13 protein-coding genes are annotated in these 16115 nt (G+C 34.3%); 5 read left to right on the top strand and 8 right to left on the bottom strand.

Translation table 11 applies throughout. The annotated features are described in order from the left end of the window. Positions 1–4: 4 nt before the first annotated feature. Together EZV73_RS25155 and EZV73_RS25150 are read right to left on the bottom strand one after the other, a co-directional pair. The gene (locus EZV73_RS25155) at positions 5–1405 is read right to left on the bottom strand and encodes a hypothetical protein (RefSeq protein ID WP_240843219.1); all 1401 of its coding nucleotides are present in this window, start codon (positions 1403–1405) and stop codon (positions 5–7) included. An 11-nt stretch (positions 1406–1416) separates the two neighbouring features. Next, entirely contained in the window at positions 1417–3264 is a 1848-nt protein-coding gene (locus EZV73_RS25150) for a PT domain-containing protein (RefSeq protein ID WP_240843218.1), read from the bottom strand. Positions 3265–3627: 363 nt separating this feature from the next. On the opposite strand from EZV73_RS25150, the gene EZV73_RS25145 reads away from it, so the two are divergent. Both EZV73_RS25145 and EZV73_RS25140 read left to right on the top strand, forming a co-directional pair. Continuing rightward, positions 3628–4989, top strand: coding sequence for an MATE family efflux transporter (locus tag EZV73_RS25145; RefSeq protein ID WP_240843217.1), 1362 nt, complete (start codon positions 3628–3630; stop codon positions 4987–4989). A 32-nt stretch (positions 4990–5021) separates the two neighbouring features. Then, positions 5022–6065: a helix-turn-helix transcriptional regulator gene (locus tag EZV73_RS25140; RefSeq protein WP_240843216.1), complete on the top strand. Its 1044-nt coding sequence runs from the start codon at positions 5022–5024 to the stop codon at positions 6063–6065. A 69-nt stretch (positions 6066–6134) separates the two neighbouring features. On the opposite strand, the gene EZV73_RS25135 is transcribed toward EZV73_RS25140, so the two are convergent. The 3 genes from EZV73_RS25135 to EZV73_RS25125 all read right to left on the bottom strand — a co-directional run bounded on the left by EZV73_RS25135 (position 6135) and on the right by EZV73_RS25125 (position 10212). Continuing rightward, positions 6135–7412, bottom strand: coding sequence for a hypothetical protein (locus tag EZV73_RS25135; RefSeq protein WP_240843215.1), 1278 nt, complete (start codon positions 7410–7412; stop codon positions 6135–6137). A gap of 112 nt (positions 7413–7524) precedes the next feature. Beyond that, positions 7525–9057, bottom strand: coding sequence for a diguanylate cyclase (locus tag EZV73_RS25130; protein ID WP_240843214.1), 1533 nt, complete (start codon positions 9055–9057; stop codon positions 7525–7527). A gap of 159 nt (positions 9058–9216) precedes the next feature. Beyond that, positions 9217–10212 carry a YhdH/YhfP family quinone oxidoreductase gene (locus EZV73_RS25125; protein WP_240843213.1) on the bottom strand — a complete coding sequence of 332 codons (996 nt, stop codon included), beginning with the start codon at positions 10210–10212 and terminating at the stop codon, positions 9217–9219. Between the two features lie 118 nt (positions 10213–10330). Between EZV73_RS25125 and EZV73_RS25120 the strand changes: the two genes are divergently transcribed. After that, on the top strand, positions 10331–10756 hold the full coding sequence (locus EZV73_RS25120) for a MarR family winged helix-turn-helix transcriptional regulator (RefSeq protein WP_240843212.1): 426 nt from the start codon (positions 10331–10333) through the stop codon (positions 10754–10756). Between the two features lie 45 nt (positions 10757–10801). Here EZV73_RS25120 and EZV73_RS25115 read toward each other — a convergent pair whose 3' ends face one another. After that, positions 10802–11863, bottom strand: a complete 1062-nt coding sequence (locus EZV73_RS25115; protein WP_240843211.1) for an alpha/beta hydrolase — start codon at positions 11861–11863, stop codon at positions 10802–10804. Between the two features lie 146 nt (positions 11864–12009). Between EZV73_RS25115 and EZV73_RS25110 the strand changes: the two genes are divergently transcribed. Together EZV73_RS25110 and EZV73_RS25105 are read left to right on the top strand one after the other, a co-directional pair. Continuing rightward, the gene (locus EZV73_RS25110) at positions 12010–12522 is read left to right on the top strand and encodes a TetR/AcrR family transcriptional regulator (RefSeq protein WP_240843210.1); all 513 of its coding nucleotides are present in this window, start codon (positions 12010–12012) and stop codon (positions 12520–12522) included. Positions 12523–12642: 120 nt separating this feature from the next. Then, entirely contained in the window at positions 12643–13035 is a 393-nt protein-coding gene (locus EZV73_RS25105) for a hypothetical protein (protein WP_240843209.1), read from the top strand. 62 nt (positions 13036–13097) lie between these two features. Here EZV73_RS25105 and EZV73_RS25100 read toward each other — a convergent pair whose 3' ends face one another. Next, positions 13098–14756, bottom strand: a complete 1659-nt coding sequence (locus EZV73_RS25100; protein ID WP_240843208.1) for a glycosidase — start codon at positions 14754–14756, stop codon at positions 13098–13100. After that, positions 14746–15654, bottom strand: a complete 909-nt coding sequence (locus EZV73_RS25095; protein ID WP_240843206.1) for an adenylylsulfate kinase — start codon at positions 15652–15654, stop codon at positions 14746–14748. Before EZV73_RS25095 ends, EZV73_RS25100 begins: the two co-directional genes overlap by 11 nt. Positions 15655–16115: the final 461 nt, after the last annotated feature.

Below are 16115 nucleotides of genomic sequence, written 5' to 3'. Positions count from 1 at the left end.
TATTTTAGTATTTTAGGATTTTGATGTACGAAATGGTGACACTGTACTCATCACCAACTTCTAAGCACACATCTCTTTTGCCATCTAAAAGTGTTTGCCTGCTGATCTTAAACACTAAGACATTTCTGCCTTGAACAACAGGTTGTCCTTCTCTAACAAAGGCCCATAGGCCATCTTTATCACCAGCAAATCTCATACCTACAGAATCAACATCTTCAGGTGCCATATAATCAATTCTTATATAGATATAATCGTCTAGCTTTGCTTTTTCTAAAGAATTAATTTTATAGCCTGGATCTTTAAAACTATGGTCCACTTTTAGCGTTTCAAACTCTAATTCTAGACCCACCATAGATTCTACACCAGCTTCGCTGATGGCGTAATCCACATCAAGTGGTGACAAAGGCCCCAAGTCTTTTCTCATCTTCTTTTCAACAATAGATGAATCATTGTAGGCTTCTACAAAGTCCATTTTATCAAATGACTGGTGCTCTATTTGAATAGAGTACTGGGCAAACTGGAAAACACTTATTTTTACCAAACCATCTTCACCACTTATGCCAACAGGTTGATCGTTCATATATACAACTGCATCTTGAATCGGCTCACCAGTCACCTGATCTTTAATCAAATAAGTAACTAGAATGTTACCACTTGTCCCACCTGTCGATTTTAACTTCATAATTTCTTCTAAAAGCAAGTCTATTTTTTCTTCAGTTGTTACAGATACGCTATTATCAATGTTATTGGTAATATGTGTTGAGTAATCATTGTAAACATTGTTACTGTCATTCACACTATTATCAATGTTGTTGTTATTGACAACTACTGAAGAGTTTTCTACATCCGTCACAGTCGTCGTATTATTTGAACTCTGGTCTACTGTCACATTATTAGTGATATTGTTGTTGACAATATTAAGGCCTGAAGTCGGATTAAAATCGGATTTCCAACCAAACTCTTCTACCGCAAATCGCCATGTTAAAGGAAAATAAGTCACATCCCTAAATAAAAGAATCGGATACTTCTCTGTTTTATTATCAATGGTCTTATTATTAAGTCCAATCTTAAAATCTGCGACACTTGCTGTATAGGTCTTGCTTAAATCATTCTTTACAGAAGTATCAATCTGAAGCTTTTCAAGAGGATCTGTTTTACCAATAACCAGACCTGTGTCTGCATGCCAATCGGTCTTAAGCCCAAGCGATCTTGTAAAGTTCCAAGTCATAGGAAAATAGGTGATGTCATTGTAAACGATCAAGGGATAAGCATTGTTTTCATTATCAACGGCTTGGCCATCCACCGTCACATCAAATTCTGGTATTGTTACCTCTACACTCTCTCCATATACAAGGGAAGTGGTTAGAAAAACAAACAGAAAAATCATCAAAGTAATTTTCTTCATCATAAGTCTCCTTATTTTTCATTTGGTATAATGTCAAAGAAAATATGCTCATAGAACCAATATACCATAACAGCTTTCTCGCTATCTCTAACACTGCCTAAACCATCATAATAAGCTTTAGAATGGAAGTAATCTTCAAAGTCAGTCAGCACTTCATATCTCAATTTCATATGGTCTTTCTCATACATTTCTGGAATAGCAAATGAAAACTTAGTTGCATTTGTCTCTTCATCTATGGTTACTTGGTCTCTAAATATCTCTTGATCATCTTCAAGATAAACTCTGATTTCTACATCTAGTCCACCTTGTGGTGCGACTACCCCTGTTGGTAAGTGAAGCCATCCGTTTAAAGGTTTACCTGATAATACCTCTATGTCCATATGATCAGCTGATTCTTTTACACTGAACCCTTCGCTTTGATCAATATAAGCTTCATAGCCTGATGGATTGTAAGTACCCATTTTAACATAGTCTTCGCTTACACTGGTGATTTCATATGAAATGCCATAAGTCTCCGCAGTTTCATCTGGTTTATCAAAAGCATAAGTCAAAGTGTTTTGGCCCTTATCTAATGTAAGCTCCTTAGAATCAAGTAATTGAACCTTGTTTGAAGTTAAGTCATAAAGGTTAACAACAAAAGTCATGTCCTCTTTGGCTAGACCATGATTTTCTAAGTATAGTTTGCCTGAAATAAAATCTTCAACAATCTCATCAACAGGTTCATCTATTGGTTCTTCTGTTGGTTCTTCTGTTGGTTCTTCTGTTGGTTCTTCTGTTGGTTCTTCTGCTGGTTCTTCTGCTGGTTCATCTACTGGTTCATCTACTGGTTCTTCTGTTGGTTCTTCTGTTGGTTCTTCTTCCGTCTCATCTTTAACCATATCTATGGTGACAGATTCGCTCTTAGTATAAGACTTCATAAAAGTATCGTATGAATAACCTGCTTTTGCAAGATCAAATGTATATTGTACATACTGATAAACTTCAAAGTTTGCAAGACCCTTTTCATTACTGATTGCTACTGGGTTGTTATTCAGATATACAACTACATTTTCTATAGGATCCTCAGTCTCACTATCTTGAATTATGAAAGTAATGTCTGTGTTGCCTTTTGTGATGCCATTGTCTTTAAGAGACTCTATCTGATTCATGATTTCATCTAATCGATCTTCAGTAACATCCACCTTAATACTGTTATCAATATTGGTCACAATATTGGTCGAATAATCGTTGTAGGTGTTGTTGCTGTTATTCACACTGTTATCAATGTTATTGTTTGTAATAACAACTTCACTCTTAGAAACATCTGTCACAGTGGTTGTATTATTATCACTTTTATCTACATTTATGTTTGTGGAAATATTGTTATTGACAATACTCAGTCCTGTATTTGCATCGTAGTTTGATTCCCAGCCAAACTCATCTACTGTAAATCTCCACGTAAGTGGAAAATAAGTCACATCTCTAAAGAGTAAAATTGGATACTCCTCTTGACTGTTATCGATGTTTTTATCATTCAAGCCAATATTGAAGTTGGCTATTTCAGCTTGATAAGTCTTGTTTAAATCATTTGTAACTGATGTATCTAACTTCAGTTTCTCTGTTTCTTCTGTCTTACCAATCATCAAGCCCTGTTCAGGATTCCAATCGGTTTTCAAGCCAAGTGATCTAGTAAAATTCCATGTCATAGGAAAATATGTAATGTCCTTATAAACGATTAAGGGATAAGCATTATTGACATTATCAATGCTTTCTCCACCTAGGTTTACATCAAACTCTGGAATCGTTACATCAACATTTTCTGCATATACTCCTGTTGAAAAAATCATAACAGCAAGAAGTATCATTATTATCTTTTTCATTTCAACCTCCAATATCATACATTACTTTTAACAAAGAACTTATAATATAATTGAATATCATACTTTTCTTATATCTTCATATTACCATATAAAGTAATTATTTTTCTATACAAATGGTAAATAATTCTATTATTTCACTTAATTGAAACGCCATCTGAAGTGGTCCAACCTATTTAGTTCGTTTTATCTTAAACACCATACACAATTGTATTTAAATATCCTGGGTAAAATATATGCCTTTATCAATACTCATAATGTCTAAGTTGTGTCTTTATTCAATAATTTCGTCCTAAAACAATAAGTGAAACTAAAAAGAAATGTTATTATCTTTCATGAAAACTTATATACATGAAAGGAAATAATATGAATCAACGTGAAGAAATTTTATCATCTATGCCAGTAGGAAGAGCCCTCTATAAACTTGCTATTCCATCTATTGCTGCCATGCTCATCAACATGATTTACAGTATGACTGACACCTTCTTTATCGGAAAACTTAATGATACGACCGCATTGGCTGCTATTATGGTTGTTATGCCTATTCTAATGATATTAGGTGCTATAGGCGCTATATTTGGGACTGGAGGTGCTGTTATTATATCTATGGCCCTTGGAAAAAAAGATTATGAAAATGTATCTAAGACATTTATTACAACGATAGTATCTAGTGGTCTTATAGCTATAGTTTTCAGTCTATTAACGTCTTTGTTTCCAGCCAATCTTTTAAGGACGTTTGGTGCAAGTGAACTCGTTATGACCTATGCTTTACAGTATGCCAGAATCATTTTTATCGGCAACTTCTTTACCATTATGAACAACGTTTTAAACTCATTGATACGCTCAGAAGGCGCTACAAATATTTCTACTATAGGTATGGTTATAGGTGCACTTGTTAATATTGTACTTGACCCATTATTTATCTTTTATTTTGATATGGGCATTAGCGGAGCTGCACTTGCAACAACATTAGGGGCTCTTGTTTCAGCTGCTTACTATATAAATTTTTACATGAGAGGCAAGTCTGTTCTTTCAATTGACCTAAAATCATATAAATATAAGTTAAATAAATTAAAGCATATTATAACACTTGGAGTCCCTAGCGCTATGCTCTCAATTTTAATGAGTCTTTCATTCTCACTATTTAACATACTAGGTGCAAAATATGGTGATACCTTTATTGCCTCAATGGGACTATCTACTAGAGTAGTTGCCCTTGCTATTATGATCTTGATAGGCCTTTCAAATGGTTATCAACCTTTGGCGGGCTATGCTTACGGTGCTGGAAACTTTGAGAGACTAAAAAAAGCAACACTCTATACTCTGATAACATCAGTTATCATTTCAACTGCATCCTACTTGGTATTTACCAATTGGGGCGAAAAGGTTTTATCTCTATTTTCAAATGTTCCTGAAACAATTATTGAATCGGTTATTATTTTAAAAGCCGTCTCAACATTTTTGCCACTTATGGGTGTAATCATAACAGCAATTACATTATTTACAGCTCTAGGTAAGGCGAAGGAATCTATGATAATTGCCCTAACAAGACAGGTCATTGTTCTAATACCAGCTATGTTTATCTTACCTCTTTTCTTTGATAAATATGGTTTGATATATGCACAACCACTTTCTGATTTAGTCAGTTTCATTGTTTGTTTGATCTTGATGTTCAAACAAACAAAATCACTGGGTTCAAGTAATCAAACTCATAAAATTGCCTCTTAATACATGCTATAATGTTTAAAAGAGGATAGATTATGAAAGAAAATATATTTCACAAACAGCAGAAGTTAAATCGTATTAGAGAGTTAATTATTCACGCCACCTCTCTATCTACTTCTATATATTTACCGGATGCTATAGATGTACCAGTCAACTTTAATGATGAAAAAATATACAAGATTAACAAGGACGGACAAGATTATCTCTTTAAGTCTCTTACTGAAAATCATCAAGTTATTGCTTATACGGTACTTGGACCAGTTTCAAAGACCGATTCTATTTCCTTGATTGCCACAGAAATCATGATTTTAAGTAATCTAGATAATTTACCATCACCCATTATAGAGTTTGAATCAGATGATGAACTACATATTGAGTCCAATCAACTTGACCTGGTCAATACTGTCACCCATTATGACATCATTGAAAACATTACTAGTTTGACAGAATCTATTAAAAATGGTCATACAGAAGATGCAGAAGCACTATTTGTTAATCTATTTAAACTCTTTAACGAACATGAAGAAAATCTATCACTAGATATAATGAAGTATTACATCATGTTTGCCTATTCATCATTAACTCTTGAGTTTGTTCATTCTGGTTATCATCTAGATTTAAACGTCTTGGTTATGCATAACTTCATCACAAACTTGTCTAATAAAAATAGTATGAAGGAATTGGAAAGATACAGTATCAGCTTCTTAAAAGGCTATTTGAAAGAGAGAGAAAATCGAGCAACTATCAATTATCCTTATCCAGTAAGTGATGTGATAAAATACATTAGACAGTCTTTTAATGAGGTGCTTTCTATAAAAGAAATTTCTAAAAAGCTTGGTTATTCAGAACGACATTTATCAAGACTCATTAAAAACTTAACAGGCAATACATTTACAGAACTAGTGAATCATGAACGTATTCAACATGCAAAACTAATGCTTAAACAAGATAAGTACAGTGTTCATGAAGTATCTGATCTGTGTGGCTTTAAAAGCCTTAGCCGCTTCTATACTGTCTTTAAAACTTCAGAACAATTAGCCCCTTTACAATTCAGAAAAAAATATACAAACAAAAAATAAGCCGATTTTGGCTTATTTTTATTTGTATCAGCTATAAATAGTAATCAGTCTACTATTATTCCTTAAAAACTATTCATTACTTATATCATAATCTTCATCAATTGCTCTTATAACTTCTATATTTTTCAAGATGTTTACGCCATCCCTGCCTGAGACTGAATCCGTCACAGTAATAAGACCATCATCTTCCTCAATAATGTATTCTTCAAGTTTGCCCTTGAGCTGAAATACATCATAGCCATTACCACCATCAATGGTATTGGTGCCACTGTTGCCCATTAAAACATTATCAAGATCATTCGCCAATATATTAGAATTTTCTTTACCCGTCAAAGTAATGTTTTTCAGATATTGAGACTTGAATGTATAAGGCTTACTTTCGTCTTTTGTCATATAAAAATCACCTTTAAATGTAGGATCTATACGCATCATCTGATCAATAGCAGATGGTAAAATTGACTCTATGGTCTTTAGACCATTTGGATCTTTTGATGCAATCTCATCTCTTGTCTTAGCAACATAAATTCCCCACATACCACCTTGACCTTCTGTCCACGGTTCCCATAAGCCATAATAAGAATCAATAACAGATGCAATGTACTCTTGTTCTAAAGAACCTTCTTTTGCAAGTTCATCCAACCATGATTTTGAAGATAATCCCCAAAGTCCTTCATTTCCCCACTTACTATTATCAGTTGGCAAAGCATTTTTTTCAGCATCTGCAATAAGCTTTGAAATCTCTGGTGATGCCTGTTTGTTCTTAGACGTACCAATACCATAATCATGTACCATATGGAAAATCTCTTCAAATGCGGCATCCCTGTGTTCGTAGTTGTTGTTGATATACCAAGCTGAACCAATATTGGCAATCTCCATTTGATTTAAGTTCTGTCCAAGCGCAAGTGCTGCTGCAGGTGTTTTTCCATCTTTATCCGCACCATTAGGAAGAATTAAAACCGACTTATTAATAGCCATTTGATTGGCTACATCATCTCCAACATGTTTTAAATAAAAACTCAACAAGTTATATGCATAAAGCATTTGGTCGTCTGTGACTTTATCCATGGCAACAATTCTGATAGGCTTGCCATTTAGTGCTGTATACTCAATGAATTTCGAATAGAATTTACTTTGTGCACCACCTAATGATGATGTATCCTTGTTGATGTCATACTCATCAACATAAGTCATGTAATTTTCATTGGTCACCTCACCAGTTGATTTCCACTCTGGTACTTCAAGTGGTGTTTCTGTCACTTTTTTATAACCCACGCCCATAAACTTAGCTCCAAAATAGATACCAACTATTAAAATTAATCCTAAAATGATTAGCAATATTTTCTTCATATTATTCGCTCCTTTATTAATCTAACTCCATTTTAATGGCATCATATATCCATTGTGTATCCATCAAAAAAGAAGTTCTTTCGAACTCCTTTTAATCATCTGAAATATTGATTTAACCATTGATTATATGAAAATAACGCACTGTGTTTCTCCCTGCCTGTTTGGCTTTATAAAGAGCTTGGTCACTTTCATTATACACAAGATCAAAGGTCATTTGCTTGGTTTCTCTTATAGAAACGCCAATGCTTAAAGTCTGTGTAAACTCAGAACCATTATACTTAAACTTGTAACTATCTAATGTTTCTTGGATTCTTTCAACGATTTGATTGACATACTCGACCTTAGTATTTTTAAGGAACATTCCAAACTCGTCACCCCCAAGTCGTCCAACAAGATCACCACTTCGACTCGATAGATTAATGACATCAACTACTTTTTTTATCACATCATCACCTATTTGATGTCCATAGGTGTCATTAATTTGCTTAAAATAATCAATATCAAAAATGATCATTGCACTCTCTTCATCATCGACTTCACAAGCATCTATGTAAGCTTTAATCTTCTTTTCAAAGAAGGCCCTATTAAGCACTTCTGTCATACTGTCTCTTTCTGCACGCTGCATTAACAGTTCTTGGTGTAAACGTTCCTTAGTCACATCATCTATTAAAGAAACCGACCCCAATGATTTATTGGATTTGGTTAAATCATGCACCTTAATAGCATAAGTTTTATTTTCTGTCTGAATTTCAAGTTGATGGTCTCCACCTTTAATGATACTTTCGTACCAAGTCGAATGTTCTTTAATATAACTTTCGACACCTTCATAAGTTGCAGCAAACTGCTCACGAATATAGGCGTTTACATCCACTACAGTACCATCTCTTTTACAAAATACCATACCACTTTTAATTTCATCAATTACCCAATCTCTAGCAATTGGAGAAATGGACATAAAATCATATCTATACATACCAAACATAACTATGGCTATACCCAACAGGAATGAAAAAGCTGCTGGTACTTCTATGTTTAATACAGAAAATATAGCAGATTTTGTATACGTAAAAACAACTGGTATGAAAAAGCCAATTAAAACCAAACGCACTTGCATTCGTGATGATTTAGAAGTTGTCCTCATAAATATCCATAACTTAATTAAAGCAATAACATTCATAAGTGTATTTATAGAAACACATATCTTGCCAATCAAGGTTTGATCAACCTTTAATACTGTGTAGCCAGCACTGCTTTCACCTAAATAAACTGCTGAACGCATAATACCATGAAAACCATTGGTAAAAATAAGTAATACGCAGGTTATAGCAAAGATGAAGTTAATCAACCTTAAGCTTTTAAATAGTTTGTTTTCTTCCCTGGTATAGGCCATAACAAAATTATATGAAGATGCAGGCAAAAGAAAAAAACCTATTTGGCTTATGTTTCTCCAAAAATGCATGGTCTCATATGTTGTGCTTGACCTTTCAAACAAGGCGCAAAGTGAAGCAATAAACATAAAGGTGATTACCAATCTAAAAGCTTTCACACCTTCTTTATCCCTCCGTGTAAATGTAATCCCTAATATGCCCAGTATCAATATGAGTGAAATAATTGTGACTGAAATATATGCATAGCTAAATGTCATCTTACTCTCCTTGTCTTAAATCTTTATCAACAGTCTTATGATAACAGAACGTCATAGAATTATGCAATCCATATACCTTCATTCATAGTTTTTCACGCAACGTTTTTTACTTAACATACACCAATGAATCCTAATAAAACCTAGCAGTCTTGATACTTTTTATTTCATCTTTAAGACATGTCTGCCCATATGTTTACCGGCTTTAATATTATCAAAGACTTGTGTTAACTCATCTAAGTTAACATCTTTAACAATGGCTTCGCTCATGATATGCCACTCACCTGCAAAACGCTCCCATATAGCTTGTCTTCCTTGAATTGGGTAATTTACAGAGTCAATACCGAGTAGATTAACACCTCTTAAAATGAAAGGCATAACTGTCGTCTCCATTTTAATACCACCAGCATTACCACACATGCTCATGCTGCCACCATAGTAGATTTGAGGTAATAAACCTGATGCCACTTTGCCACCTACAACATCTAAAATGTAGTGGAATCTCTGCTTTCCTAAAACCCTCGGTTTTTCAGGAATAGTCTCATCTGCTAGTAAAATATGACTTGCTCCCAATGATAAAAGTTTTGGTATTTCATCTTCTTTTCTTGCAAGTGCATGGATGTTTTTATAGCCACTTGCCTTTAAAAGCTGAACGGCTACACTACCCACGCCACCCGATGCACCAGTAACAAGAATTTCCTGGTCTTTATCTGCTGACATACCATTTGCTTCAAGTGACATAATTGAGAGTGCTGCAGTAAAACCAGCTGTGCCAATAACCATAGCTTCTCTTAATGATAAGCCTTCAGGTAATGGTAGAACCCATTCTGCTGGTACACGTACATACTCTGAATAACCGCCAGTATGTGTCATGCCTGTTTGGAAACCTGTAACCAAGACCTCTTGGCCAGGTTTAAATTCACCGTTTTCACATGATACAACTTTACCGCTTAAATCAATGCCTGGAATCATTGGATAGTCTCTAATAACCCCACCTTTAGTTTGAACTGCTAGCATATCCTTGTAGTTAACTGAAGAATAATGAACCTCCACCACTACGTTACCTTCTGAAAGCATGTCGCTTGTAATTTCTTCTATGGCATGGTTTACAATACCATCTTTTTCTCGCACTACTAATGCATTAAACTTTTCTTTCATAACTTCTCCTTCTTAATAGATATTATTTTATTTATGAATATTTCTTATTACGAACTATTTGCATCTTGAACAATATCAGAATTATGGTATACTGTCAATAGGAATATGAGGTGAAAATATGGAAATTAACAATTGTATCAACTTTCTTTTAAGTGCATCACAAAATATCGTCAACAAATACTTTGCCGGAGAACTCTCAAAATACGGTGTTACACCAGCTCAGTATGGTGTCTTAAGCTGTCTTTGGAGCCATGGGGAAATGAACCCATCTAAAATAAGAAGCATTTTGAAATTAGAAGCTTCATCAGTATCTGGTGTATTAGATAGAATGCAAAAAGAAGATTTAATAGACAGAAAAATTGATCCCAACAACAGAAGAACCATTATCGTTTCTCCTACTGAAAAAGCTATGTCTCTTAAAGAAGGTATTGAGTCTGTTGTAGAGGATATGAACCATAAGTACTTACATAGTTATAGTGAAGATGAACAAGAAGTTTTAAAAAAAGTCCTTCAATCAATCATTGATTCAAATGAAAAGAAGTAAAAAATAACAAACCCCAAGTTCTTTAAAGAATTTGGGGTTTAAATATTAGTTTTGTGGTGCTGTGTAATTCTCACTGGCATAGACATAGGCTTCCATTAACTTATCAAGTGCCTGTCTTGCTAGTTTTGACTCACTTCCTATCATACCCACAATGTCAAAGCCATGGTAAGCACCTTCATAGGAATCATAACTTGCTTCAACGCCATCGGCTTTTAGCTCATTGATATATTGAATGGTCTCATCATAAAAAGGATCTAAGCTACCTACAAATGTATAGGTTGGCGGCAAGCCTTCACAGTCCTTTTCCTCACTTGGTGATGCATACTTTGGAATATCCTCAGTCATGTACAAATCATCTAAATAAAGTTGCCATGCTGCATGGTTTTTCTTTGAATCCCATAAGAATTCCTCATTACCAATTGCAGATGGTAAGTCCATTTTAGAATTGATCATAGGATAAATTGGAATTTGAAAGGCTACATTCACTTCATTCATATCTCTAGCATATAAAGATGTTGCTGCAGTTAAACCACCACCAGCACTTTGCCCTGCTATAAATAGCTGGTCAGGATTGATTCCTAATGCGTCTGCATTTTCTTTCATCCATAAAAGTGAATCATAACAGTCATTTAGAGCTGCTGGATAAGGCGCCTGGGCAGACAATCTATAATCCGGCGCTACAACAACTGTATTGGCAGCATTCATAAACTCGCTAATCATTAGACCATCTTGATCTGGCGCACCGATGACATAACCACCACCGTGGATCCATAAAAGGCCAACTGCATCACCAGTTGCTTCTTTATTTTTAAACACCAAAACTCTGATATCATGCCCATCCTTGCCTTTAATGATTTGCTCATCAACTGTAACATCATCATCTACAGCTACTGGTCTCATGGACGCCCTACTCTTGTTGCTGTACTCAATCATGGAAGCTTGGTCATCAAAGTTCATCATCTTATCAACTAAATAGCCTTTTAACCTTAAAGACGAATCTATATGACTGTATTTAATGTTTACATAGCCTGTAAAAACAAGTACTAGAGCCAATAGTCCAGCAAAGATACCGATAATTATTTTTTTCTTATTTGATTTTCTCTTCATTTAATACTCCTCGTTTGTGAACGCGTGTTGCTTTTAAATCGTATGTTCATTATACTAATCTTATAAAGTCCATTCAATCAATAATCTGATGCTATGTGTCATATAAGTGACACTTAGCCATCATGTGTCGCATAAGGAGCCTTTTTATGAAAAGTGATCGTCGAGTTGTTTATACCAAACGCGTTATAAAGGAAAGTTTACTGGGTCTATTAGAAAACAATCCATTAGGTAAAATAACCATCAAGGATATTTGTATAGATGCTGATGTCAACAGGGGCACATTTTATAGACATTATCAAGATATCTATGACCTTTTTGAAGAGATAGAAACAGAGTTTATTGACAAAATCTTATCAGATTCAGATCAAACATTTTCAATCAACACACTTCTAAATCTTATTTACAAGAATCAAGGTTTCTACAGAGAGTTTTTCTTAAATCACTTAGAAAGTGACAGAATCAGAAAACTGCTTGAAAAAGAACTTCATACACAGCCCATACCAGCAAATATGACAGATGATGTTACTAAAGTTGCAATCAACAGATTCATGTACTATGGGACAACAGGTTTAATAAGAGAATGGGTTAACACAGGATGTAAACGCACACCTGAAGAGTTTGAAAATGTGTTTAATGATATCATCAAAACTCTTATGTAGATATAGATTTGAGACAAACTACGGATGTAGTAAGATGATATTTCGAAACAATCACCTAATACAAAAGTACTCTAAAAAATATTAATTCCGACGTAATTAAGACTTTAAAAGGACTTGTCGATGAATAACTTAAAAATAATAAAACTACATGATATTTTATTTTTCATAGGATGGACACTGATCATGTTTTTAGGTGCTGACTTCCCACCTCCTATAGGTTTTATATGGGTCATCCTTATGATTGGTATCTTAGACTTTATCCAGCACAAATACTTAATAAGCTTCTTGCCACGACTAAGACATAAGGAAAAATGGCTTTTTATTAAGAATCTTTTTTTCTTCATGTTTGGTGGCCTTGTCATATCGCTTGTAAGTCTTCTTACAGATATCAGTTTGATGATGGAAATGGGATTTATAAATATCACGATCTGGGTGATTGTTATTACATGTGTCACAAGTATCTACAGTATATTCTTTTGGTTTTTCAACAAATACTTAATCTCAAGAGAATAAAAAGCCTTCCGTATTGGAAGACTTTTTTTATTGTAAAGAATCTTGGCATCAGCCAAAAGTTTTTATTTTTCAATTGTGTAAGAGTAATCTTTTAAATTGGCAAGAAGTTTGATGCTTTCACCCTTGTTTTCCCACTTCATTTCTAGTAAATGGTTTTCACTCTGTGTAAGCGTCAACTTAGAATCAAAGCCAAAAGCCTTATGGGTATTTCTCAGTTTTAAAAGCTCTATTTGTTCATTAACCAAATCATTTTCAAGTCTAGACTCAATGTCTTCTAAACTTAGATTGGTTCTGTTAATCTCTTTATGAGAACCAGCACCGCCTCTTTTAACGGCCTCATAATCATTGGTACCTGCAAATAAGTCCAAATACCAAACCTGCGGTTTACCAGGCATAAAGATCTGAATGGCTCTGGCTAACTTCATTTTCTTTTCATCTTCACCAAGTGCAGAGAAGTAGGTTGCATTAACTTGGTAGTACATGTTCTTCTTTCCATGAAGCTCTTTAACGTAACCGCCTCTATCCACGACAATTTTAATCAGATCTTCTATTTGGTCATCAGAAAGTAAGCCCTTTAAGTCTAATAAAGGAATACCATCATGGCAACCAAGCATATTGACAACTTTTAATCCCTTAGATTGAATATCATTAATCCACTTGATTAACACTTCATTTGTACTTCTCTCTAGAGCATCAATGATCAATCCTGGTAGGAAGAAGTCATAAGTTAAGAAGCCTTTTTCACATATTTCTTCATGTAACTTCTCTTCGTATTTAGAGTGAATTTCAGGCAGTAACTCTATCTGATGTTTATCAGCCAACTGCTTAACCTTGTCTAGATCATCCCAAGTTTCAGGCAGGTTGAAGAAGTTTCTTTTGCCCACTTTTTTACTTGAATAAGCAAAGGCATCCAATCTTACTATACTTGCACCGTAGTCTGAAAGTTTCTCTAGAGTATCTTCATAGAAGTCCCAAACCAGTGGAGACTGTATATTTAAGTCCATTTGACCAAGATACTGTTTTTTTGTTTCTAATAAATCAACAATCTTTTCCTGTATAGCTTCATAGCCTGAAAAATCAATTTGATCAAGCTTGCCACCTTCTTTTAACACACCATTGATTCTATCTCTTAAAACACATGCCTGTAAGTATTGAAGGTCTAATGCAAACATCAATTCTTGTTCATTAACAGGACTAAACTTTTCTTCTTGATAGAAGGTATTCCAGTAAGGCAGCTTCTCACCATTTGGGTGATTGACCATTAAAATAGGCAAACTTGGTTTTCTAAAGAACATGTCTTTGATGTAGTTTTCATCCGGTCTTAAAACACCCTCTTCTATTTGGCCTGTTCCCTTCCAAAACTCATTCCAGTTGATAAAGAAGTCTTTATAAGCAGACTTACTACCATTTTTAATAAGATCTTGAAATTGTTTGGATAATACTGATAAGTGATTTAAAACAAAATCAAATTTTAAACTGATGCCGGCTTTTTTAAGTCTATCTATATCATCTTTAGAAGCATAGACAGTATTAAGACCATAGTCAATGATTGAAAAACCCCTGTCTAAATCTGTATTAAATACACTAGGCAGGATATAAAATGAGTCAAATACACCCTTTAACTGGTCTTTATCTAAAACAGATAATATATCATTTAAGTTCTGACCCATGCTATCTGGATAGGCATTTAACATAACACCACTTGTTACTTTACTTTTCATTTTTATCTCCCATTAATTCTAAATACGCTTCATAAGGTATATAGTCACCAGATTTAGATACTATGATTTTTGCCAGATGACTTTGTTCAAATATCTTCTTTTGCTCTAACTCAAGGACTATACTTACAAATGGACTGTCTACCTTGCCATCACGGCTTCTGCTTAAACGATGTGCAAGTGTTTCTTCAGGTGTTGAGTTAAGTAAAATTGGAATATCTACACCCTCTAAGTTCTTATTATTACCATGGGTCCATTCAACAATTAAGACATCAATATCAGAAAAATCTACTTTGTCATACCATAAAACATGGTCACTTCTACCCATACGCTTTAAATAGATGTCTTTTTTACCAGACTTGAAATCACCTATGATTGCATTGATTTCATCAAAGTCGATTTCAGAAGAAGTGCCCAGGTATTTTGATAGACCTTTTTTACCTTCTTCAATGTATATCTCTAAAAATGGATACTGGCTCACATTTTTTTCGTTCAAATCATCTTCATTTTCCATTAGATCAAAGATGATGTCTCTATTTTCTTTAGAATATTGTCCAGATTTAACGAGTCCTTTCAAGGCAAACTCTCTAAAAACTCTCAAACGTTCTTGGTCGTTTTTAGATGGAATTCTTCTAGGATAATTATCCCCGGATAAAATATATGTATTCAGGCCATTATGATTGAGTATATGACCGAGTATGGAAGCTGTCTCAGATTTACCAACACCAGACCCACCATGAACAGATATCAGTGACTTAGACTTGATACCGATTGCATCTAACTTCTCGATGATTGTCCCAGCATTTTTTATATGTTTTTCGTTTATTTCCACTTTGTCACCAGGCATATCACCAGTCTTAATAAGTGATAAATCATCGAAGTTTGGCATTAACAATTTCATAAAACCTCCTCATTCATGGACATAGATTCAATTTTTCTATACCCAGAATATCGACTAAAAACCAATTTGAATCGTTTCCAAATTTATTATACATCACTTTTGCCATACTATCCTTACAAAGTTTTTTGTGAGTTTTCACAAATTAAGTCTTATATCCAAATAAGATACCAAGGTCTTCAGTCCATCCTTAGTGATGTAATTTAGTTTCTATAAATCGAGTAGCTAGAGGTCAAGGTAATTAATCTCGACCTCATCGCTCTCACAGAACCCAACGTACGTTTTCCGTATTAGGCTCCTGAAAGTTCTCTCCAAGTGATGTTACCACTTGACAACAATCCAACCTCTTGAGCACTCATATCATACAGTTTCATTTTCCTAAAATACCCATTTGATAAAAGCTTTTGAATAATGTACACTTTCGAGTTCTTCCAAAGTGTCACATTCATTTTCTCACCATTGTG

Origin of the sequence: Acidaminobacter sp. JC074 (assembly GCF_022496765.1) — a bacterium.
GTDB lineage: Bacteria > Bacillota > Clostridia > Peptostreptococcales > Acidaminobacteraceae > JABXKX01.
The sequence above is the reverse complement of the archived record's forward strand: the minus strand, read 5'-3'. Positions and strand labels throughout refer to the sequence as shown.